This is a genomic window from Rhodoferax sp. (assembly GCF_018780565.1).
In the GTDB taxonomy this organism is placed as follows: domain Bacteria; phylum Pseudomonadota; class Gammaproteobacteria; order Burkholderiales; family Burkholderiaceae_C; genus Rhodoferax.
The window spans coordinates 389,030-408,224 of the sequence record NZ_JADMJN010000003.1 but is presented as its reverse complement, the minus strand read 5'-3'; the positions used below and the strand labels follow the sequence as shown (position 1 = coordinate 408,224).

19 protein-coding genes are annotated in these 19,195 nt (G+C 58.9%); 13 read left to right on the top strand and 6 right to left on the bottom strand.

What is annotated here, in order from left to right:
* Window positions 1-8: 8 nt before the first annotated feature.
* The 6 genes from nadB (at window position 9) to IV109_RS05865 (ending at window position 5,608) form a co-directional block, all read left to right on the top strand.
* The gene (gene nadB, locus IV109_RS05890; protein ID WP_296693648.1) at window positions 9-1,601 is read left to right on the top strand and encodes an L-aspartate oxidase; all 1,593 of its coding nucleotides are present in this window, start codon (window positions 9-11) and stop codon (window positions 1,599-1,601) included.
* A 75-nt stretch (window positions 1,602-1,676) separates the two neighbouring features.
* Window positions 1,677-2,558: a 3-methyl-2-oxobutanoate hydroxymethyltransferase gene (gene panB / locus IV109_RS05885; RefSeq protein ID WP_296693645.1), complete on the top strand. Its 882-nt coding sequence runs from the start codon at window positions 1,677-1,679 to the stop codon at window positions 2,556-2,558.
* A gap of 10 nt (window positions 2,559-2,568) precedes the next feature.
* Complete coding sequence (gene panC / locus IV109_RS05880; RefSeq protein ID WP_296693643.1) at window positions 2,569-3,393, top strand: pantoate--beta-alanine ligase; 825 nt, start codon at window positions 2,569-2,571, stop codon at window positions 3,391-3,393.
* Between the two features lie 346 nt (window positions 3,394-3,739).
* On the top strand, window positions 3,740-4,153 hold the full coding sequence (locus IV109_RS05875) for a hypothetical protein (protein ID WP_296693640.1): 414 nt from the start codon (window positions 3,740-3,742) through the stop codon (window positions 4,151-4,153).
* A gap of 71 nt (window positions 4,154-4,224) precedes the next feature.
* On the top strand, window positions 4,225-4,719 hold the full coding sequence (locus IV109_RS05870; protein WP_296693638.1) for a hypothetical protein: 495 nt from the start codon (window positions 4,225-4,227) through the stop codon (window positions 4,717-4,719).
* Between the two features lie 283 nt (window positions 4,720-5,002).
* Window positions 5,003-5,608, top strand: a complete 606-nt coding sequence (locus IV109_RS05865; RefSeq protein ID WP_296693634.1) for a pyridoxamine 5'-phosphate oxidase family protein — start codon at window positions 5,003-5,005, stop codon at window positions 5,606-5,608.
* Window positions 5,609-5,663: 55 nt separating this feature from the next.
* Here IV109_RS05865 and nadA read toward each other — a convergent pair whose 3' ends face one another.
* The 6 genes from nadA to IV109_RS05835 all read right to left on the bottom strand — a co-directional run bounded on the left by nadA (window position 5,664) and on the right by IV109_RS05835 (window position 10,000).
* Window positions 5,664-6,800, bottom strand: a complete 1,137-nt coding sequence (gene nadA, locus IV109_RS05860) for a quinolinate synthase NadA (RefSeq protein WP_296693632.1) — start codon at window positions 6,798-6,800, stop codon at window positions 5,664-5,666.
* Window positions 6,797-7,675, bottom strand: coding sequence for a carboxylating nicotinate-nucleotide diphosphorylase (gene nadC, locus IV109_RS05855; protein ID WP_296693630.1), 879 nt, complete (start codon window positions 7,673-7,675; stop codon window positions 6,797-6,799). Before nadC ends, nadA begins: the two co-directional genes overlap by 4 nt.
* Window positions 7,676-7,709: 34 nt before the next feature.
* Entirely contained in the window at window positions 7,710-8,726 is a 1,017-nt protein-coding gene (locus IV109_RS05850) for an NAD(P)H-dependent glycerol-3-phosphate dehydrogenase (protein ID WP_296693628.1), read from the bottom strand.
* 52 nt (window positions 8,727-8,778) lie between these two features.
* Window positions 8,779-9,234: a protein-export chaperone SecB gene (gene secB / locus IV109_RS05845; RefSeq protein WP_296693626.1), complete on the bottom strand. Its 456-nt coding sequence runs from the start codon at window positions 9,232-9,234 to the stop codon at window positions 8,779-8,781.
* 77 nt (window positions 9,235-9,311) lie between these two features.
* Window positions 9,312-9,575 (bottom strand): glutaredoxin 3, encoded by a 264-nt coding sequence (grxC, locus tag IV109_RS05840; protein ID WP_296693624.1) that lies wholly within the window; start codon window positions 9,573-9,575, stop codon window positions 9,312-9,314.
* Window positions 9,576-9,592: 17 nt separating this feature from the next.
* Window positions 9,593-10,000: a rhodanese-like domain-containing protein gene (locus IV109_RS05835; RefSeq protein ID WP_296693621.1), complete on the bottom strand. Its 408-nt coding sequence runs from the start codon at window positions 9,998-10,000 to the stop codon at window positions 9,593-9,595.
* Window positions 10,001-10,138: 138 nt separating this feature from the next.
* On the opposite strand from IV109_RS05835, the gene gpmA reads away from it, so the two are divergent.
* From gpmA to IV109_RS05800, 7 genes are all read left to right on the top strand, one after another.
* Window positions 10,139-10,882, top strand: coding sequence for a 2,3-diphosphoglycerate-dependent phosphoglycerate mutase (gpmA, locus tag IV109_RS05830; RefSeq protein WP_296693620.1), 744 nt, complete (start codon window positions 10,139-10,141; stop codon window positions 10,880-10,882).
* A 67-nt stretch (window positions 10,883-10,949) separates the two neighbouring features.
* Window positions 10,950-12,422 carry a S41 family peptidase gene (locus IV109_RS05825; protein WP_296693617.1) on the top strand — a complete coding sequence of 491 codons (1,473 nt, stop codon included), beginning with the start codon at window positions 10,950-10,952 and terminating at the stop codon, window positions 12,420-12,422.
* 8 nt (window positions 12,423-12,430) lie between these two features.
* Window positions 12,431-13,183, top strand: a complete 753-nt coding sequence (gene moeB, locus IV109_RS05820) for a molybdopterin-synthase adenylyltransferase MoeB (protein WP_296693614.1) — start codon at window positions 12,431-12,433, stop codon at window positions 13,181-13,183.
* A gap of 108 nt (window positions 13,184-13,291) precedes the next feature.
* Window positions 13,292-14,086: a GGDEF domain-containing protein gene (locus IV109_RS05815; RefSeq protein ID WP_296693612.1), complete on the top strand. Its 795-nt coding sequence runs from the start codon at window positions 13,292-13,294 to the stop codon at window positions 14,084-14,086.
* A gap of 2 nt (window positions 14,087-14,088) precedes the next feature.
* The gene (locus IV109_RS05810; RefSeq protein WP_296693609.1) at window positions 14,089-14,925 is read left to right on the top strand and encodes a MinD/ParA family protein; all 837 of its coding nucleotides are present in this window, start codon (window positions 14,089-14,091) and stop codon (window positions 14,923-14,925) included.
* A gap of 515 nt (window positions 14,926-15,440) precedes the next feature.
* Complete coding sequence (locus tag IV109_RS05805; protein WP_296693606.1) at window positions 15,441-16,166, top strand: NF038120 family PEP-CTERM protein; 726 nt, start codon at window positions 15,441-15,443, stop codon at window positions 16,164-16,166.
* Window positions 16,167-16,191: 25 nt separating this feature from the next.
* Entirely contained in the window at window positions 16,192-19,179 is a 2,988-nt protein-coding gene (locus IV109_RS05800; RefSeq protein ID WP_296693603.1) for a S8 family serine peptidase, read from the top strand.
* Window positions 19,180-19,195: the final 16 nt, after the last annotated feature.

Here is a 19,195-nt window from a genome sequence, read left to right as displayed (position 1 = left end):
CCCCTCTCGTGACTCCTTCTTCCCATCATTTTGACGTTCTGATCGTCGGCAGCGGCTTGGCAGGCTTGAGCGCCGCCCTGCTGCTGGCACCTCATCACCGTGTGGCGGTGATCACCAAGCGCGCCGTGCAGGAAGGCTCCAGCGGCTGGGCACAGGGCGGCATTGCCGCCGTCTGGAGCAAGGACGACAGCTTTGACGCCCACGTGGACGACACGCTGGTGGCCGGTGCCGGCCTGTGCGATCTGGCCGCTACCCGCTTCGTGGTGGAGCAGGCACCCCAGGCCATCGCATGGCTGCAAAAAATGGGCGTACCGTTCTCGGAAGAAGACGGCCACCTGCATCTCACCCGCGAAGGCGGGCACAGCGCCCGGCGCATTGTGCATGTGACCGACGCCACCGGTGCGGCGGTACAGCGCACCTTGATCGAGAAGGTGCGCCAGACGCCCAGCATCACACTCTTTGAACACCACACGCTGGTGGACCTGATCACCGACGCCAAGCTGAGCGCGCGCAAAGGCAAGACGCCAAGCCCCAGGCGCTGCCTGGGCCTGTACGCGCTGGACGAAGCAACGGATGAAGTCCTGACCTTCAGCGCACCGCACACCATTCTGGCCACCGGCGGCGCTGGCAAGGTGTATCTGTACACCACCAACCCCGACACCGCCACCGGCGACGGCATTGCCGCAGCCTGGCGCGCGGGCTGCCGGGTGCAGAACATGGAGTTCATCCAGTTCCACCCCACCTGCCTGTACCACCCGCACGCCAAGTCCTTCCTGATCAGCGAAGCCGTGCGTGGCGAAGGGGGTCGCCTGCTGCTGCCCGATGGCACGCGCTTCATGCCGCAGCACGACGCACGCGCCGAACTCGCCCCGCGCGATGTGGTGGCCCGCGCCATCGACTTCGAGATGAAAAAAGGCGGTCTGGACTGCGTTTACCTCGACATTTCGCACCAGCCCCTGAGCTTTCTGCAAGAGCACTTTCCCAACATCTATGCACGTTGCCTGGAGTTGGGTATCGACATCTCCAAACAACCCATCCCCGTGGTGCCCGCCGCGCATTACACCTGCGGCGGCGTCATGGCCGACCTGGCTGGCCGCACCGATGTGAACGGCTTGTACGCGATTGGCGAAACCGCCTGTAGCGGCCTGCACGGCGCCAACCGGCTGGCCAGCAACTCCCTGGTGGAATGCATGGTGTTTGCACAAGCCACCACGCAGGCGATTGAGCGCACAGCGCCCACCCAGCCGCCCGTTCTGCCGGCCTGGGATGAGAGCCGCGTCAGCGACGCCGACGAAGCCGTGGTCATCTCGCACAACTGGGACGAGTTGCGCCGCTTCATGTGGGACTACGTGGGCATCGTGCGCACCAACAAGCGGCTTGAGCGCGCTGCCCACCGCATTGCCCTGCTGCAGGGTGAAATCCAGGAGTTCTACGCCCACTTCCATGTCACCCGTGACCTGCTGGAATTGCGCAACCTGGTGCAAGTGGCAGACCTGATCGTGCGCAGCGCCCAGGCCCGTCATGAAAGCCGTGGCCTGCATTTCAGCCGTGATTACCCCGAACTCGCACCGGTGGCACTGCCCACCATCCTGGAGCCCTGACAGCAAGCCAGGGCTTGCTGCAGCCGGCACTTTTCATTTGTTATAGACTCGCGCCAAATTTCCTGGGAGATTCGCATGAACGCACCCGAGACCAACAGTGCCACCCCTTACGGCACCTTGCCCGCCAACGCCACCCCCTCGGTACGCAAGCCCGTGAGCCTGCCCCGCCTGCTGGAGATGCATTCACGCGGTGAAAAAATCACCATGCTCACCGCCTACGACGCCACCTTTGCGGCAGTGGCGGACGCAGCGGGCGTGGAATGCATCCTGGTCGGCGATTCTCTGGGCATGGTGTGCCAGGGCCTGAGCAGCACCGTGGGGGTTTCGCTGGAGACCATGCGTTACCACGTGGAGAGCGTCATGCGCGGCCTGCTGCGCGCCCAGGCCACCGCCTGGTTGATCGGCGATCTGTCGTTTGGCACTTACCATGAATCAAAAGAGCAGGCCCTGCGCAGCGCCGCCGTGCTGATGCAGGCGGGTGCTCATATGGTCAAGCTCGAAGGTGGCGGCTGGACTGCAGAGACTGTCGAGTTTCTGGTCAGGCGCGGCATCCCCGTGTGCGCCCATCTGGGCCTGACACCGCAAACCGTGCATTCCCTGGGTGGCTACCGCGTGCAAGGCAAATCGCTGGAGGCTGCCACCAGCCTGAAGCAGCATGCCCATGAACTGCAAGACGCCGGTGCCGCACTGCTGGTGCTGGAAATGGTGCCTGCGGCCCTGGCCGCCGAACTCACACTCGAATTGAAACATTGCCCCACCATCGGCATTGGCGCTGGCAAGGACACGGCTGGCCAAGTGCTGGTACTGCATGACATGCTGGGCCTGAACCTGGGCAAGATGCCCAAATTCGTGCGCAACTTCATGACCGGCGCCCCCGGCGTGAAGGAAGCCATGCAGGCTTACGTAGCCGCCGTGAAAAACGGCACTTTCCCCGACAACGCCCAACACGCCTGGTAGGCGGATCTCCATGCATATCGTTCACACCATCGCAGAATTGCGCAGCCATCTGGCGCCATTCAAGCGCCCCGCCTTTGTGCCCACCATGGGCAATCTGCACGAAGGCCATCTGGCACTGGTTCGCCAGGCCAAACCCCTGGGTGATGTCACGGTGGCCAGCATCTTCGTTAACCGCCTGCAGTTCCTGCCGCACGAAGACTTTGATACCTACCCGCGCACCTGGGAATCGGACTGCGCCAAGCTGCAGGAAGCCGGTTGCGACGTGCTGTTTGCACCCAGCGAAAAAGAGCTGTACCCCGAACCGCAAACCTTCAAGGTGCACCCGCCCGCCGAGCTGGCGGACATTCTGGAAGGCCACTTTCGCCCCGGCTTTTTTGTCGGCGTGTGCACCGTGGTCATGAAACTGCTGTCTTGCGTGCAGCCGCGCGTGGCCGTGTTCGGCAAGAAGGATTACCAGCAACTGATGATCATCCGGCGCATGGTGCAGCAGTTCGCCCTGCCGATCGAGATCGTCGCGGGCGACACCGCGCGCGCACCCGACGGCCTGGCGCTGTCGTCACGCAACGGCTACCTGAGTGAAGCCGAGCGCGCCGAGGCGGTGCAACTCTCTACAGCCCTCAAAACCCTGGTCGCAGCCCTGCAAGCCGGCGCCAGTGACATCGCCACGCTGGAAGCCAATGCCATGGCCTCTTTGAGCGCACGCGGCTGGAAACCCGACTACGTCGTGGCGCGCCGTCGCATTGATTTGCAGACGCCCACACCGGGTGATGCCCTGGTGGTGCTGGCCGCCGCCAAGTTGGGCACTACGCGGTTGATTGATAACCTCGAAGTCTGACGGTGGCAGGGTTTGGGGCACTGGCCCCGGCCTCATACTGTCAAATGCCCAGAAATCGGCCGGGGCCAGTGCCCCAAACCCTGCGAGCCGCTTGGAGTAGATGTCGACTGCAAATTGAGCGCGGCAAACTCACGCTTGTCTTCAATGTCGATTCGAGGCCTTGTTTGTCCGTAGAATGAGCCAAAAAATTGCCGGGTTTCACGGATCATTCAGGGAGCATGAACATGCTAATTTCAAACGCATGCAGGCCTCATAAGGGCTGCAACGAAAGTGCTCACTCAAGTTCCGCTGCGGTGTATTGGGATACACCTCAGGGCGTACGGTCTACATCACGTTGGATTTCGCCATGAACCGAATTGGGATACTTACCATTTTCGTCATTTTTTCGCCAGCAGCGCTTGCAAATATCGAGTTTGCTATGGTGAGCAGTTGCGATCCCAGTGGTTTCCACGAAAAGTGGGGCAACCAATGCATTGCAGCACAGCCCGAACTAAAAATTCGGATGACCGATGCTTTTGTTTCATGGAAGCGCCGAAATGAAGCAAAGGCTGTGAAGGTGAAAGAGGCCTGTTTCGCATTTCCTCCGCTACAGGAGCGAGCGCGTTTCATAATCGAGCTTGGGGAAATGGAAGAGCAGATCCTTCTCCAACTTAAGAACCAATCCGACATGCAAGGTATATGCAGCCGCATGCCAACATGGCTGGAGAGTCAAGACAGTGACATTGAGAACATCGTCCTTCCTACTCTTCTCCCGAAATGATCCGCTCGACTTCCAACTGGTCGCCCAAGCCGGACGCCTTCGGCCCCGCTTGGCTTCAACGTTAAAGCGCTATGAAGCATCGTGTCGCACGCATGCTGCATGAAGCTCAAGGCCGGCGCCATGACGCCGACATTCTTGGGGCGTCCTTGGACACGCGCTCAGACTCTCAAGCATTCCTGCGAGTGCTTGCCTTCGAAGTGCTGCTGAAAGCGGCCATTCTTGCGTCCGGGCAGCCGCGGGCCGGCGGCCACGACTACAAGCAACTGTGGAAAATGCTTCCGACCGCATCGCAGGATGAAATCATGGGCATAGCCCGCGCAAGAATGCCGGGCCATGCGGACCTGGCGGACGTCGGCAAACTGCTTCACTGGTTCCAGTTCGTTTTCGAGAAGGCCCGATACAGCTACGAGCTACAGGACGGCCAAACCCCCGAGCAAGTGAGCGAAAAGGGGCGCAAGTGGGAGAAACGCGGCGCGCCGATTGACGAGGCCGATATTCGGTACTACCCGTCTGAACTGGAATGCCTCACTGAAGGGCTCGTCAAATATGTTGAGAACGCGCTTTAACATGTCAGCCAACACGGACGCCTTGCGGCGCCCGCGCGCTTCTGGCGCAAGTCACCGGTTACTTTCACGTAAAAGCGCGAAATCATAGTTTTTAATGACCGCAGTCTGGAATTTTGTAGGACCGCTATGAGCCTTTTCCTGACCGGGCATTCAATCCCAACTCGTCAACATTGCATGTTGTCACGACTCAAAGCCGCCACGTCGTCAAACCAAAACGCCGCAAGCCCGCTTGGATGCTATCGTGCTGTTGACGACTTCAATTGATCGCAATACCAAAAGCACCATGAACATCGATACCGTTGAAAAACTGCGCGCCTTGTACGCCATGCCGAAAGAACGAGCGATCAAAAAGTCACTCTCCAAGCTGGACCCGCATTGCAGGCACTTTATTGGGCTCTCGCCGTTTTTGGTCCTAGCCAGCAGTGGATTGCATCAGGCGATGGACGCATCGCCCCGGGGTGGCGCTCCCGGCTTTGTCAAAGTGCTCGATGACGCAACGCTGCTCATCCCGGATGCGCCTGGCAACAACCGACTGGACACGCTGGAAAACATCATTGCAACCGGCAAGCTAGGACTGCTCTTCATGGTTCCCGGCGTTGATGAAACGCTGCGCATCAACGGCAGTGCGCAGCTGTCACGGCGTGAAGATCACATGCAGGTCTTCGCCGGGGCGAAGCGCATGCCCACACTGGTCATTGAAGTGCTGGTCGAAGAAGCCTACCTGCATTGCGCCAAGGCCTTCATGCGCTCCAGGCTGTGGCAAGCGGACGCCCAAGTAGACCGATCTCTGCTGCCCACGATGGGGCAAATGATCAACAGCCAGACGGGTATCGAGTCTCCTGCGGAAACGCAAGAAGAGATGCAAGCGCGCTACGCTGCAGATCTTTAAAGTTGCCACCGTCCGATCAGGTCGGCAACTTTCTTACTACAAATTCAATAGCGACTTAGGCAGCACCAATGAGGGGCACCAGGCTACCCGCATCCTGCCCCCCCTTGAGCGCAGAGGTGAATGCCAGCATGCGGTCAATCGGCAGCCGGGCACGCAGGCCCAAGGCAGAGTCGACGTGAATTTCATTGGTACCCAATTCCAGAACTTGTGCCAGACCCGCCAGGCTGTTCATGGCCATCCAGGGGCAATGGGCGCAGCTTTTGCAGGTGGCGCTGTTGCCGGCGGTGGGGGCTTCGATGAATGTCTTGGTCGGGTTCAGGGTGCGCAGCTTGTGCATCATGCCGTTGTCGGTGGCCACGATGAACTCTTTGGCGTCCATCTCGTGCGCGGCCTTGAGGATGCCGGAGGTGGAGCCCACGGCGTCGGCCAGGGCCACCACGTCGGCCGGGGACTCAGGGTGCACCAGCACCTTGGCGCCGGGGTGTTCCTTCATCAGGGCTTGCAGCTCAAAGGCCTTGAACTCGTCGTGCACGATGCAGGAGCCGCCCCACATCACCATGTCGGCCCCGGTTTCGCGCTGGATGTAGCCACCCAGATGGCGGTCCGGCGCCCACAAAATCTTGTGGCCCTTGTCCTTGAGCGCACGCACGATGTCCAGCGCACAGCTGGAGGTCACCAGCCAGTCGGACCGTGCCTTCACCGCCGCGCTGGTGTTGGCATAGACCACCACGGTGCGGTCGGGATGGGCATCGCAAAAAGCGCTGAAGTCGTCCACCGGGCAGCCCAGATCCAGCGAACAGGTGGCGTCCAGGTCGGGCATCAGCACGCGTTTTTCGGGCGAGAGGATCTTGGAGGTTTCGCCCATGAATCGCACACCCGACACCACCAGCGTGGTGGCCGCATGGTCCCGTCCGAAGCGGGCCATCTCCAGTGAATCGCTGACGATGCCACCGGTCTCCTCGGCCAAGTCCTGCAAGTCCGGGTGCACGTAGTAGTGCGACACCATCACCGCGTTGCGCTCTTTAAGCAGTCGACGAATTTTGTCTTTGAGCGCGGCACGCTCAGCAGGGCCGGGCTCGACCGGCACACGGGCCCAGGCATGTTTGGTGGCGCAGGCGCTGGCGCCCGGCGCAGCATCGGTTTGCGGCTGCTCGTATTCGACGTCCATCACAGTGGTGGGAATGCTGCTCATGTTGGGTCCGAACTGAAACGCATGGAGAAATCGGTCGCCTGGACGTCTTTGGTCAGGGCACCAATCGAAATCCGGTCAACACCCGTAGCGGCAATATCGCGCACGGTGCGCATGTTGACGCCGCCCGACACTTCAAGAATGGCGCGCCCGGCATTGAGCTTGACGGCCTCACGCAATTGGGCCAGGTCCATGTTGTCGAGCAACACCATGGTCGCGCCAGCACCCAGGGCCTCGGCCAGCTGCGCAATGGTTTCCACTTCAATCTCGACGAACTTAGCGGTGGGCGCAATCGCTGCGGCACGTTGCAGCACCGCGGTGACACCACCGGCTGCTGCGATATGGTTTTCCTTGATCAGCACGGCGTCGTACAGGCCGATACGGTGGTTGGTGCCGCCACCCGTGCGCACGGCATATTTCTGGGCCAGGCGCAAGCCGGGGAGCGTCTTGCGCGTGTCCACGATCTGCGCCCGGTTGCCAGGCACGGATTGCACTGCTTCGCAATAAGTGGCGGTTTTGCTGGCCACGGCGCTGAGCAGCTGCAGAAAATTGAGCGCGGTGCGTTCGGCAGTCAGCAGGGCACGGGCCGAGCCTTCCATCTCCAGCACCACTTGGTCTGGCGCGCAGCGCTGCCCTTCCTGCACATGCCAAGTGATTTTGACCTGCGGGTCAAGCTGCTGCAACGCGGCTTGAGCCCACGGCGCACCACACATGACAGCCGCTTCGCGTGCCAGCACCCGCGCACGGGCGCGGCGGGTCGGGTCAATCAAACCGGCGGTCAGATCGCCGGCGCCCACGTCTTCCTGCAAGGCGCGCGCCACATCGGCTTGGGCCAGCGCAGTGATCGCAGCGGGAGAAAAATCGAAATAAGAAGTCATCGGGGTCCCCATAGGGTTTCACATCGGGGCGGGTTCACGCCAATTCAACCGTCGGCTCGCGTCCCATCAACAAGGCTATGGCCTGAGGCGGCTTGATCTGGCCATCCAGCAAAGCCACCACCGCCTGCGCAATCGGCATCTCCACCCCCAGAAGAGCAGCACGCTGCACCACCGTGCGGGCGGAATAGACACCTTCGGCCACATGGCCCAGCGATGCCACCGCCTGCGCCAGGGTATGCCCCTGCGCCAAGGCCAGGCCCACCTGCCGGTTGCGCGACAAATCGCCAGTAGCTGTCAGCACCAGATCACCCAGGCCGCTCAAGCCCATGAAAGTATCCACCCGGGCACCGAGCGCCACGCCCAGGCGGGTCATCTCGGCAAGACCCCGGGTAATGAGCGCAGCGCGGGCGTTGAGGCCCAGATTCAGGCCATCGCACAAGCCGGTGGCAATGGCCAGCACGTTCTTCACCGCACCACCCACTTCCACGCCCACGATGTCATCATTGGCATAGACACGCACGGTCGGGCTGTGAAAAGCCTCTACCAGCGCCAGGCGTACCGGTGCATGCACACTGGCGGCCACCAGCGCGGTCGGTTGTCCACGCGCAACTTCCAGCGCAAAGCTGGGTCCACTGAGCACACCCGCTATCAAATCAGGAGCTACCTGCGCTTGTATTTCGTGGGCCAGAAGCCCAAAAGACCCCGAACTCGGAGCTTCAAAGCCCTTGCACAGCCAAGCTACCGGCACTTTGCAAAGCTGCAAATGCTCCAGCATGCCGCGCAAACCCGCCATCGGCGTAGCGATGATGACCAGATCAGCGCCAGCCACGAGGCTGTCTATCTGCTTTGGCGCAACGGAACTGATGGCCAGCGAGGAAGGCAGTGCAATGCCTGGCAAGTAGCGTGTGTTTTCGCGCTGCGTCTGCAGGACGGACGCCTGCGCGGCATCTCGCGCCCAGAGCGTCACCGCATGCCGGGCCAAGGGATTACCGCCAGCACTGACTGCCAGTGCGGTACCCCAGGCACCAGCCCCAAGCACTACGATTTTCATAGCAAACCAAACCCCTATCTAGAGGGCCAGAGGTTGAAAATACGGTCGGTATTTACTGAGTAACGCCAGTGGCATTGGCCGCTGCCGCCGCCTGCTGCTGCTCGTACATGGCCTGGAAGTTGATTTCCGACAAATGCACCGGCGGAAAGCCACCACGCTGAATCAGGTCGGCCACATTGCCACGCAGGTAGGGGTAAACGATCTGCGGGCAGGCAATGCCCATGATCTGGCTCATTTGCTCCTGGGGCAAATTGCGGATTTCAAAAATACCGGCTTGAGTGGCTTCCACCAGAAACACGGTTTTTTCCTTGATCTTGGTCTGTACCGTGGCCGTCACCGTGACTTCGAAAATCCCCTCTGCAACCGGCGCGGCATTCACGCCCAGCTGAATGTCCACCGTGGGCGACTCCTGCTCCAGCAGAATAGCGGGGGAGTTGGGCTGCTCCAGGGACGCTTCCTTGAGGTAGACGCGTTGGATCTGGAAAACGGGTTCTTGTTGGTCGGCCATAGGTTCTTTCTAGTCAAAACAAAGCCCGCTCTGACTTGGCTTGAGCGGGCACAGGATCGGAATCGAGGGGAATTATCTCAGGTGGCGGCGTTCAGCAGAGGCAGCAAGCCCCCCTGCCCATCCAGCGCCACCAAATCATCGCAACCGCCAACGTGGGTCTGTCCAATAAATATCTGCGGAACTGTTCGCCGCCCGGTGAGTTCCATCATCGCCTGGCGCTGAACGGGGTCGACGTCGATGCGGACTTCTTCAATGCTCTCAACGCCTTTGGACTTGAGAATCTGCTTGGCTCGCACACAGTAGGGACAGACTGCGGTGGTGTACATCTTGACGGCTTGCATGGCTTTTCCTCTTTAAATCAGGCTTTTTCAACAGGCAGATTGGCGGCTTTCCAGGCGGTCATGCCACCACCCAGGGCCTGCGCCTGCTCGTAGCCGAGCTTCTTTGCAATGGCCAGCGCGCGGTTGGAACGGGCTCCGCTCTGGCATACCAGAATGACCGGCAAGGCCTTGTTCTTCACCGCCGAAGGCAGTTTTTCTTCGAGCTGGTTCAGGGGAATATTTTTGGAGCCGCCCACGTGGCCTGCCGCAAATTCTTCGGTTTCACACACATCAATGACAACCGCTTTCTCGCGGTTGATCAGCTGCACTGCACCCGCCGCCGTCAGCGCGCCTCCGGTTGCACCCTTGAGCGCGGGCCAGAACAGCATGGCGCCCGAGAGCAGTGCCACAGAGATGATCATCCAGTTGTCGAGAACAAATTTCACTTGAATCCTTAGAAGTAGCTTGCGGCAAACCACCTATTTTAGAATGCCGGGGTGCCCAGCGCATTGACTCCCCTGTTTTGCCCCTGCCCCGACCTCTGCATTTGCCGTCGTTGTGGCCCCTGATCACCTGAAAACACCATGTACAAACTCGTTCTCATCCGCCACGGCGAATCCACCTGGAACCTTGACAACCGCTTTACCGGCTGGACCGACGTCGACCTGACGCCTACCGGCATTGACCAGGCCAAAGAGGCCGGGCGCCTGCTCAAGGCCGAAGGCTACGAATTTGACGTGGCTTACACCAGCGTTCTCAAGCGTGCCACCCGCACCCTGTGGCATGTGCTCGACGAAATGGACCGGACCTGGTTGCCCGTGGTCAACAGCTGGCGCCTCAATGAGCGCCACTATGGCGCCCTGCAAGGGCTCAACAAGGGTGAAACCGCCAAGAAATATGGCGACGCCCAGGTGCTGGTATGGCGCCGCAGCTACGACACCCCACCACCGGCGCTGGAGTCCAGCGACCCGCGCAGCGAACGCAACGACGTGCGTTACGCCAAGTTACAACCCGATCAGATTCCCCTGACCGAATGTCTGAAAGACACGGTGGCACGGGTCATGCCGTTCTGGAACGAAGCCCTCGCGCCCGCCATCAAGGCTGGCAAGCGCGTGGTGGTGGCGGCGCACGGCAACTCGATCCGGGCTCTGGTGAAATACCTGGACAACATCTCGGACGACGACATCGTGGGCCTGAACATCCCCAATGGCATTCCGCTGGTCTACGAGCTGGACGAAAACCTCAAGCCCATCCGCCACTACTACCTGGGAGACGCCGAAGCGGCGGCCAAGGCAGCCGCTGCCGTGGCCTCGCAGGGAAAAGCCTGAACAAATAGGGAACCACTCCCGGGAAGAAGCATCCAACCGTGTATATTGGTCCCAAACAGGAATATTTATGGGTCGAAAATTGAAAATTGCAGGCTGGGTCTCTCTGGGCGTGGTAGCTGGTGCTTTGACCACAGTTTCGCTGCAGACCGTGGCGCGCGGCACCCTGGCGCCGCTGCCGCTTGAAGAGTTGCAGCAGCTGGCCGCCGTGTTCGGCATGGTCAAGACCAACTATGTTGAACCGGTCAACGACAAGAAGCTGATCACCGATGCCATCGTGGGCATGGTATCCAGCCTGGACCCCCACTCGCAGTACCTTGACAAGAAGGCACTCAAGGAATTCAACGAAGGCACCACCGGCAAGTTTGTTGGCGTCGGCATCGAGATCTCGCAGGAAGACGGCCTGATCAAGGTCGTCTCCCCTATCGAAGGTTCACCGGCATTCCGGGCCGGCCTCAAACCCAACGATCTGATCGTCAAGATCGACGAGACTCCGGTCAAGGGCCTGACCCTCAGCGAGGGCGTCAAGCGCATGCGCGGCGAACCCAATACCAAAGTCATCCTCAGCGTTTTCCGCAAAGCTGAAAGCCGCACCTTCCCGGTAACAATCACACGCGAGGAAATCCGCACCCAGTCCGTTCGCAGCAAGGTGCTGGAACCCGGCTATGCATGGATTCGGCTGAGCCAGTTCCAGGAACGCACGGTCGAGGACTTTTCCCGCAAGATCGAAGAAATCTACAAGCAGGAGCCCCATCTCAAGGGCTTGGTGCTGGACCTGCGCAACGATCCCGGCGGCTATCTGGACGCTGCAGTGGCGGTGTCGGCGGCCTTTTTGCCTGAAAACGTCACCGTGGTGTCCGCCAATGGCCAGTTGGCCGAGAGCAAGTACACCTACAAGGCCGCACCGGAGTATTACCAGCGCCGCGGCGGTGCTGATCCCCTGAAGCGCCTCAACGAGGTGACCAAAGGAGCCTTGAAAACCGTGCCTCTGGTGGTATTGGTGAACGAAGGCTCCGCTTCCGCCAGCGAGATCGTGGCCGGCGCGCTGCAGGACCACAAACGCGCCACGGTGCTGGGCAACCAGACCTTCGGCAAAGGCTCGGTGCAAACAGCAGTATGTCTGGATCCTGCCTTCCGCATGGACAACTGCCCAACCGCCGGACTGAAACTCACCACCAGCCGTTACTACACGCCCAGCGGCAAGTCGATCCAGGCCAAAGGCATCGTGCCCGATGTCATGGTGGATGAAACCGAAGACGGCAACCTGTTTGCCGCGCTGCGCACCCGTGAGGCCGACCTGGAGAAGCACCTGAACAGTGGCCAGGGCGAGGAGAAAAAAGACGAAGCCCGCGAGAAAGCACGCGAAGAAGCGCGCAAGAAGCTGGAAGAAGAACTGAAAAAGCCGGTGGCTGATCGCAAGCTGCCCGAATTTGGCTCGGACAAGGACTTCCAGTTGGCTCAAGCCGTCAACCAGCTCAAGGGCCGTACCGTCATGGTCAGCAAGACCATGGTTGAACGCAAGGAAGAAAAGAAAGAAGAATAAGCGCTCTCATGACTGACGAACAGCTCCTGCGCTACTCGCGCCATATCCTGCTCAACGAAATCGGGATTGACGGCCAGGAGAGAATTCAAGGCAGTCATGCGCTGGTGATCGGTGCCGGTGGCTTGGGCTCGCCAGTGGCCCTGTATCTCGGTTCTGCAGGCGTGGGGCAGATCACGGTGGTGGACCATGACGCCGTGGACATGACCAATCTGCAGCGGCAAATCGCCCACACCATGCAGCGCGTCGGACGGCCCAAGGTGGAATCAGCGCAGGTCGCCATTGCGGCCATCAACCCGGAAGTGCAGGTAACCCCGGTCATGGCGCGCGCGGATGCCGCTTTGCTCGATACCCTGGTAGCGCAGGCCGATGTGGTGCTGGACTGCTGTGACAACTTCACCACGCGTCACGCCATCAATGCCGCCTGTGTCAAACACCGCAAACCCCTGGTGTCGGGCGCGGCCATCCGCTTTGACGGACAGGTCTGTGTCTACGACCCGCGCGATGCAAGCTCGCCCTGCTATGCCTGCGTCTTCCCCCCCGACACCACATTTGAGGAAACCCGCTGTGCCACCATGGGCGTATTTGCGCCGCTGGTGGGCATCATCGGCTCCATGCAGGCGGCCGAAGCGCTCAAGCTGCTCAGCGGCGCCGGTCGCCCCCTGACCGGCCGACTGTTGATGCTGGATGGTCGCTCCATGGAATTCACTGAAATGCGCATCGGGCGCCAGGCAAACTGCAGTGTCTGTGGCAGCATGCACTGAACCTTTCCAACGTGATGAATAGATGGCGAATCACCTGGATTTTTCGTCGCATTCGAAACTGGTACCTGTTAGACTTAAATCGTCAAATCAACAAGACCCTAATACGCCGTGGCCCCCAAGATTGCATCCTCCGTGATTGATCTGCGTGATTTACGTCTGGACGATGCACGTGCCCTGCTGGTGCATGACATGCCGGACAGCTTGCCCGAAGCGAAAGAGTCCGCCACCGTTTATGTCCAGAGCGTCATTGACAACTTGTGCGAACTATCCCTCAAGGACCCGCTCACAGGCTTGGCCAACCGACGTCAATTCCGCAATGTGCTGAGCCGCGAAATCGATGTCGTGGCCCGCTCGGGTGACCACGCACTGCTGCTGATGCTGGACATTGACCATTTCAAACAAGTCAACGATACGTACGGCCATCACGCTGGCGACCAGGTGCTTCAGGCTGTAGCCAAATGCCTGGCGACGTGCGTACGCCCCATGGACACGGTCGCACGCTATGGCGGCGAAGAGTTCGCGGTGATCTTGCCGAACTGCCAGGTCACGTTTGGCCAGACCGTGGCAGAACGCATCCGTGAAACCATTGAGTCCCTCCTCATCTCCATTTCGCCACAAGTCAATATCCATGTCACTGTCAGTATCGGAGGAGCCTACGCACCGGAATGGGTGCGTTCGACGACGTCCTTGTGGACTGATCGTGCCGATATCCAGCTCTACCGGGCCAAATCCGAGGGGCGTAATCGTGTTTTTATCGACCAGCAGCAAGTTATCGCCGTTAGTGCCGAAGAAAAAAGTCTGTTGTTTGGCCATCTCACCACCGGCGATCCCGCATGGATCGAAAGTATTCCGAGCGAAGCATCGGGTGGTACGACGGGCAATGCAATGAATAGGGTGAATTGATAATGAGCGATGTCCTGAATCCACCACAAGGCAACGCGGCTGCTACCGCGGTACCCCTCAAGCCGCTTGGCAAGGTGCTCGCTGTCACCAGCGGAAAAGGGGGTGTCGGCAAGACCTTTGTGGCAGCCAATCTGGCAGCAGCATTGGCCAAACGCGGGCACCGTGTCCTGGTGCTGGACGCGGACCTGGGCCTGGCCAACCTGGATGTGGTGCTGAACCTCTATCCCAAGATCACCCTGCACGATGTATTCACCGGAAAAGCCAAGCTCGAAGAAGCCATTGTGCGCGCTCCGGGCGGTTTTTCGGTTCTGCTGGCAGGCTCCGGCATGGTGGAATATTCACGCCTGACACCCGAAGTTCGTGACGATTTCCTGCGCATCATGAGCGGGCTGATGCCGCACTATGACATCGTGATACTGGACACCGGAGCCGGTATTTCGGATGTGGTGCTTTTTGCTGTCTCACTGGCCTCCGAAGTATTGGTGGTGGCAACGCCCGAGCCAACTTCACTGACCGACGCCTATGCCACGATCAAGGTGCTAGTGGGTCAGCAAAAGCGGCAAAACATCCGCATGGTCATCAACCAGACCGCACGTCTGGGTGATGGTCGCGCCATCACCACGCAATTGCAGCAGGTGCTGGACCGTTTTGTGGTGACCGAGCCAGGGCGTCCGATTCGCCTCATCCACGTTGGCGACATCCCGGCGGATCCCTCCGTGCGGCAGGCGGTGATGCGTCGCCAATTGCTGATGCAATCCACACCCGGTTGCCCGGCAGCGCTGGCGATTTCCCAGCTGGCCGGCAAACTCGAAGACACCGTTATCAATCAGCCCCAGTAGGCTTGGAAATCTCGCCCTGATTTGCCGCTTCGCTGCTGGGCGAAGGGCTTGACCGTCTGGCAAGGCAATGGAAGTACCGCAATAGCAGTTTCCAATCCAGTTGTCGAAAAAATTTACACTTTGTTTCCAATTGCAAGTCAAAGAACACACCGTTTTCTTTGAAATTTCAAAAAACCGTCTTTTTTCTTGAAATTTTTCGGCAATTTTGCGAATTCATGAAGAATTTCCATACCGTCACGAATCTGCGGCCCAGAGATTCATGATTTGATTTGATGAAATGTCGGAAAATTTAACAGAGCAAGATTGCTGAACGAAGTAAATTCAAATACTTCACGATTTACTGATGCATTTCAGGAGAACACCTAAGTGTTTGCACTGATTTCTTGACTTGGGGCATGAAAATTGCTGCTTGAAGTGTCGAACACGCCAAGCACTCAGGAGGAGTCACAACGCGTTGAGATTCAATTTAAACGTGTTGTATTCCTTACCCATCGACCTTCATTCAGGAACAAAAAATGCTCAAATCTATTCATCAGTTGTGTGGTGGCGCGATGCTTGTAGGTGCCATGCTGCTGCCCCAAGTGCATGCAGCTCCAGTTGTCAGCACCATCGATTTTGAAGACCCGGAGCTGACAAATTTATATTTTGGTGGTGATACTTTCACTGCTTCCGGTTTTTCCTTTTTGGTCAATGGTGGCCCCACGAGTGGTTCATTCGCGACTGTTGACACGGCTGCAAGCTACTCTGGCGTCAAAGCCCCCAAAGGCAATGCCACACAGTTTTTCGGCGCATTTGACGACAACGCCCTCGAAATCACACGTGCCGATGGTCAGCTATTCACCCTCTTGGGCATGGATTATGGATTTATTGCGGGTAAAAGTTACGCCCCTTTGGCCATGCCGGGCGCTCTGCGGATTCAAGGATGGGACGGCAACGGTAACTCTATAGCGCCGATCACTGTCGCCTGGAGCGCGGACCCACTCGGTGAATTTTCTTTCCATGGTTTCGACCTCCCTGCCCACACAACAACCGGGCTGAGCAAACTAAGTTTTGTTGCATGCATCTACGACGCAAATGATGCATGCACATATCCTTCCGACAATTTAGGGCAATTCGCCCTCGACAACCTTCTCTTGGCGACCCATCTTGACGGGGGTAGCGTGCCTGAACCTTCCACTGTCGCCCTGCTGATGCTTGGCTTGATGGGCTTGGGTTTGCGTCGCCGTCACCTGAAATCTTGATCCCAAACTGAACCTGGAGTTTTCAATGAAATTTCATCGATACGTATTGGGGGTCGGGCTCATTGCCATGACCATGTCAGTCGGCGCACAGACCGGTGGGACCAAAACCTATATTGTCGAGCTGGCCGATGCGCCTGCAGCCACCTATTCTGGTCAGATTCGCGGTCTGGCGGCGACGCGCCCCATGCGTGGCGCGAAACTGGACGCTAACTCACCTAACGTGCGCGCTTACCGGAGCTTCCTCAGCATCCGACAAGACCAGGCACTGGCAAAAATTGGCAATATCCCTACTCTGCATCGCTACTCGGTGGCGTTCAATGGTTTTTCTGCCAGACTGACGGAGGCTCAGGCCAAGGCGCTGGCAAGCTCCGCGGGTGTCAGGTCGATTACCGAGTCCGAAATACACAGGTTGGACACCACCCGCACCCCCGGTTTCCTGGGCATCAATGCACCGGGTGGTTTATGGTCACAGCTGGATGCCAGCGGGTCCGTTGTCAAAGGTGAAAACGTCATCATTGGTGTGATAGACAGTGGCATCTGGCCTGAAAATCCTTCTTTCAGCGACAAAGTCGATGCCTTTGGCACACCCGTTGCCTACAACCAGGTTGGCACTCAAGTGTATGGGCCCCCACCCGCCAAGTGGAAAGGCGTTTGCCAGACGGGGGCCGGGTTTACGGCGGCCATGTGCAACAACAAACTGATTGGCGCACGTTACTACGTGAATGCCTTCAAGAGTAACAATTCGCTGACCACGTTGGAATACGAGTCGCCGCGTGACGGCGATGGCCACGGTAGTCATACTGCGTCGACGGCAGGTGGCAATGCCAACGTGCAGGCCTCCATCAATGGCACAAGCATTGGCGCCATCACAGGTATTGCCCCACGGGCGCGAGTGGCGGCCTACAAGGTTTGCTGGGGGTCCGCTATCTCCGGGAGGGATGCCTGCTATTCGGCTGATATGGTGAAGGCTATCGACGATGCCGTGAGCGATGACGTGGATGTCCTCAATCACTCAATTAGCGGTACGCTCAACAATTTCGTTGATCCGGTCGAAATTGCCTACTTGAATGCAACGACAGCCGGTGTTTTTGTTGCGGCTTCCGCAGGCAACAGCGGTCCCGGCAATGCAGTGGCGCATATCAGCCCCTGGATTATGACGGTCGCGGCATCTACGCACGATCGGCAGTCCATTGCTGATGTGAATCTGGGCAATGGCACCGCATACACCGGTGCGTCGATATTTGCCAGTATTTTGCCGAGCGCACCGATGGTGCTGTCCAGTAGCATCCCGGCCCCGGGTGTTTCGGTCAACAATGCCAATCTGTGCCTTTTGAACAGTCTCGATACAGGTGCCGCCGTAGGCAAAATCGTCGTCTGCGACCGAGGCACCAATGACCGTGTTGAAAAAAGTGCCGAAGTCAAACGCGTAGGGGGGATCGGCATGGTGCTGATCAATCCCGTCACCAGCGATCTTGTGGCGGATTTTCACAGTGTGCCCACCGTGCACTTGCAGTACTCAGTGCGGACAGCAGTGCGCGATTACGTTGCACTCGTGGGTGCGGTTGGTTCAATCAGACCAACCCTCAATCCGACGCCTGTGGTGGCTCCCGTCATGGCCGATTTTTCATCACGTGGCCCCAACCAGGCCAATAACAACATCCTGAAGCCGGACATCACGGGTCCGGGCGTGGAGGTCCTGGCCGCTTATATTGATGTGTCACTGACGCAAGCACAGCACGATGGTGTGGCGCTAGGAACCTTCATTCCCGGACCCGGCGCAAACTTGCTTCAAGGCACTTCAATGTCCAGCCCGCACGTGGCCGGTGCTGCTGCCTTGCTCAAGCAGCTTTATCCGACGTGGTCGCCGGCCGCCATCAAATCAGCCTTGATGACCTCGGCCACTGATGTGAAGCTTGCAACGGGCGCATTGGACGCGAATCGGTGGGGATACGGTGCCGGACACATGGATCCCAATGGTGCGGCCAACCCAGGTCTGATCTATGACATCAGCCCGGCGGACTACGGTCGGTTCTTGTGCGGCTTGAGTCTGGCACCACCAGCGGGTCTTGGTCCGTGCTCAACAGTCGGCACGATTGAACCCTGGAATCTGAACCTGGCTTCTCTGACGGCCTCTGCTGTGCCCTACACGCTCACCTTTAACCGTAGATTGACAAACACCACACTTGCCAGCTCTACTTTTGTGTCAAATGCAAGTGTGCCAGGTTGGAATGTTGTGGTGTCACCTGCCAGTCTGACGATTGCACCCGGTGCCACGGCCAACTTCAGTGTGACGGTGACCGCTGTTTCGGCGACGACTGGGGCCTGGAGCTTCGGCAACCTGACCTGGACCGATGGTGTGCGCACCGTGCGCAGTCCACTCAGCATGCGTCGTGCTCCGTTTACAGCACCTGCCGAGGTGTCTGACACCAGGGCCTCAGGCAAGGGCACCAAAGTCTACTCTATCAACTCCAACTACACAGGCACCCTGTCTGTGGCTGCCACTGGGCTTGTGCCAGCGACTTTGTCTGCTGGTGCTGTGACTTTCAATGCCGTTCAGTGCTTCAATTTCACCGTCCCCTCCGGTGCTCAGTTGGCCCGCTTTCAGCTATTCAACGCCGATACCCTGGGAGGCGCTTCAACGGATCTTGATCTCACCGTCTACAGGGGTGCGAATGGCACAGGAGCCGTAGTCGGGTATGCCGGTCATTCCGGATCGGATGAAATGGTCACATTGCTGAACCCCGCCGGTGGTACTTATTCTGCATGCGTCCTCGGATACGATACGCCTGCTGGTAATACGAGCTTCACGCTATCAAGCTGGGTGGTTGGACCTGCTGTGGGTATACAAACCTTGAGGGCGAGTGCGCCGACTACGGTTTATGGCAATACGGCCACATCCGTTGGTCTGGGCTGGTCGGTAATCGCTGGCAGTCGTTACCTGGGCAATGTCCAATACCGTAATGGCACCGGTGCAGTTATCGGATCAACCATGGTATTTGTGGATAACCACTGAAAGCAATTTCTTGCAT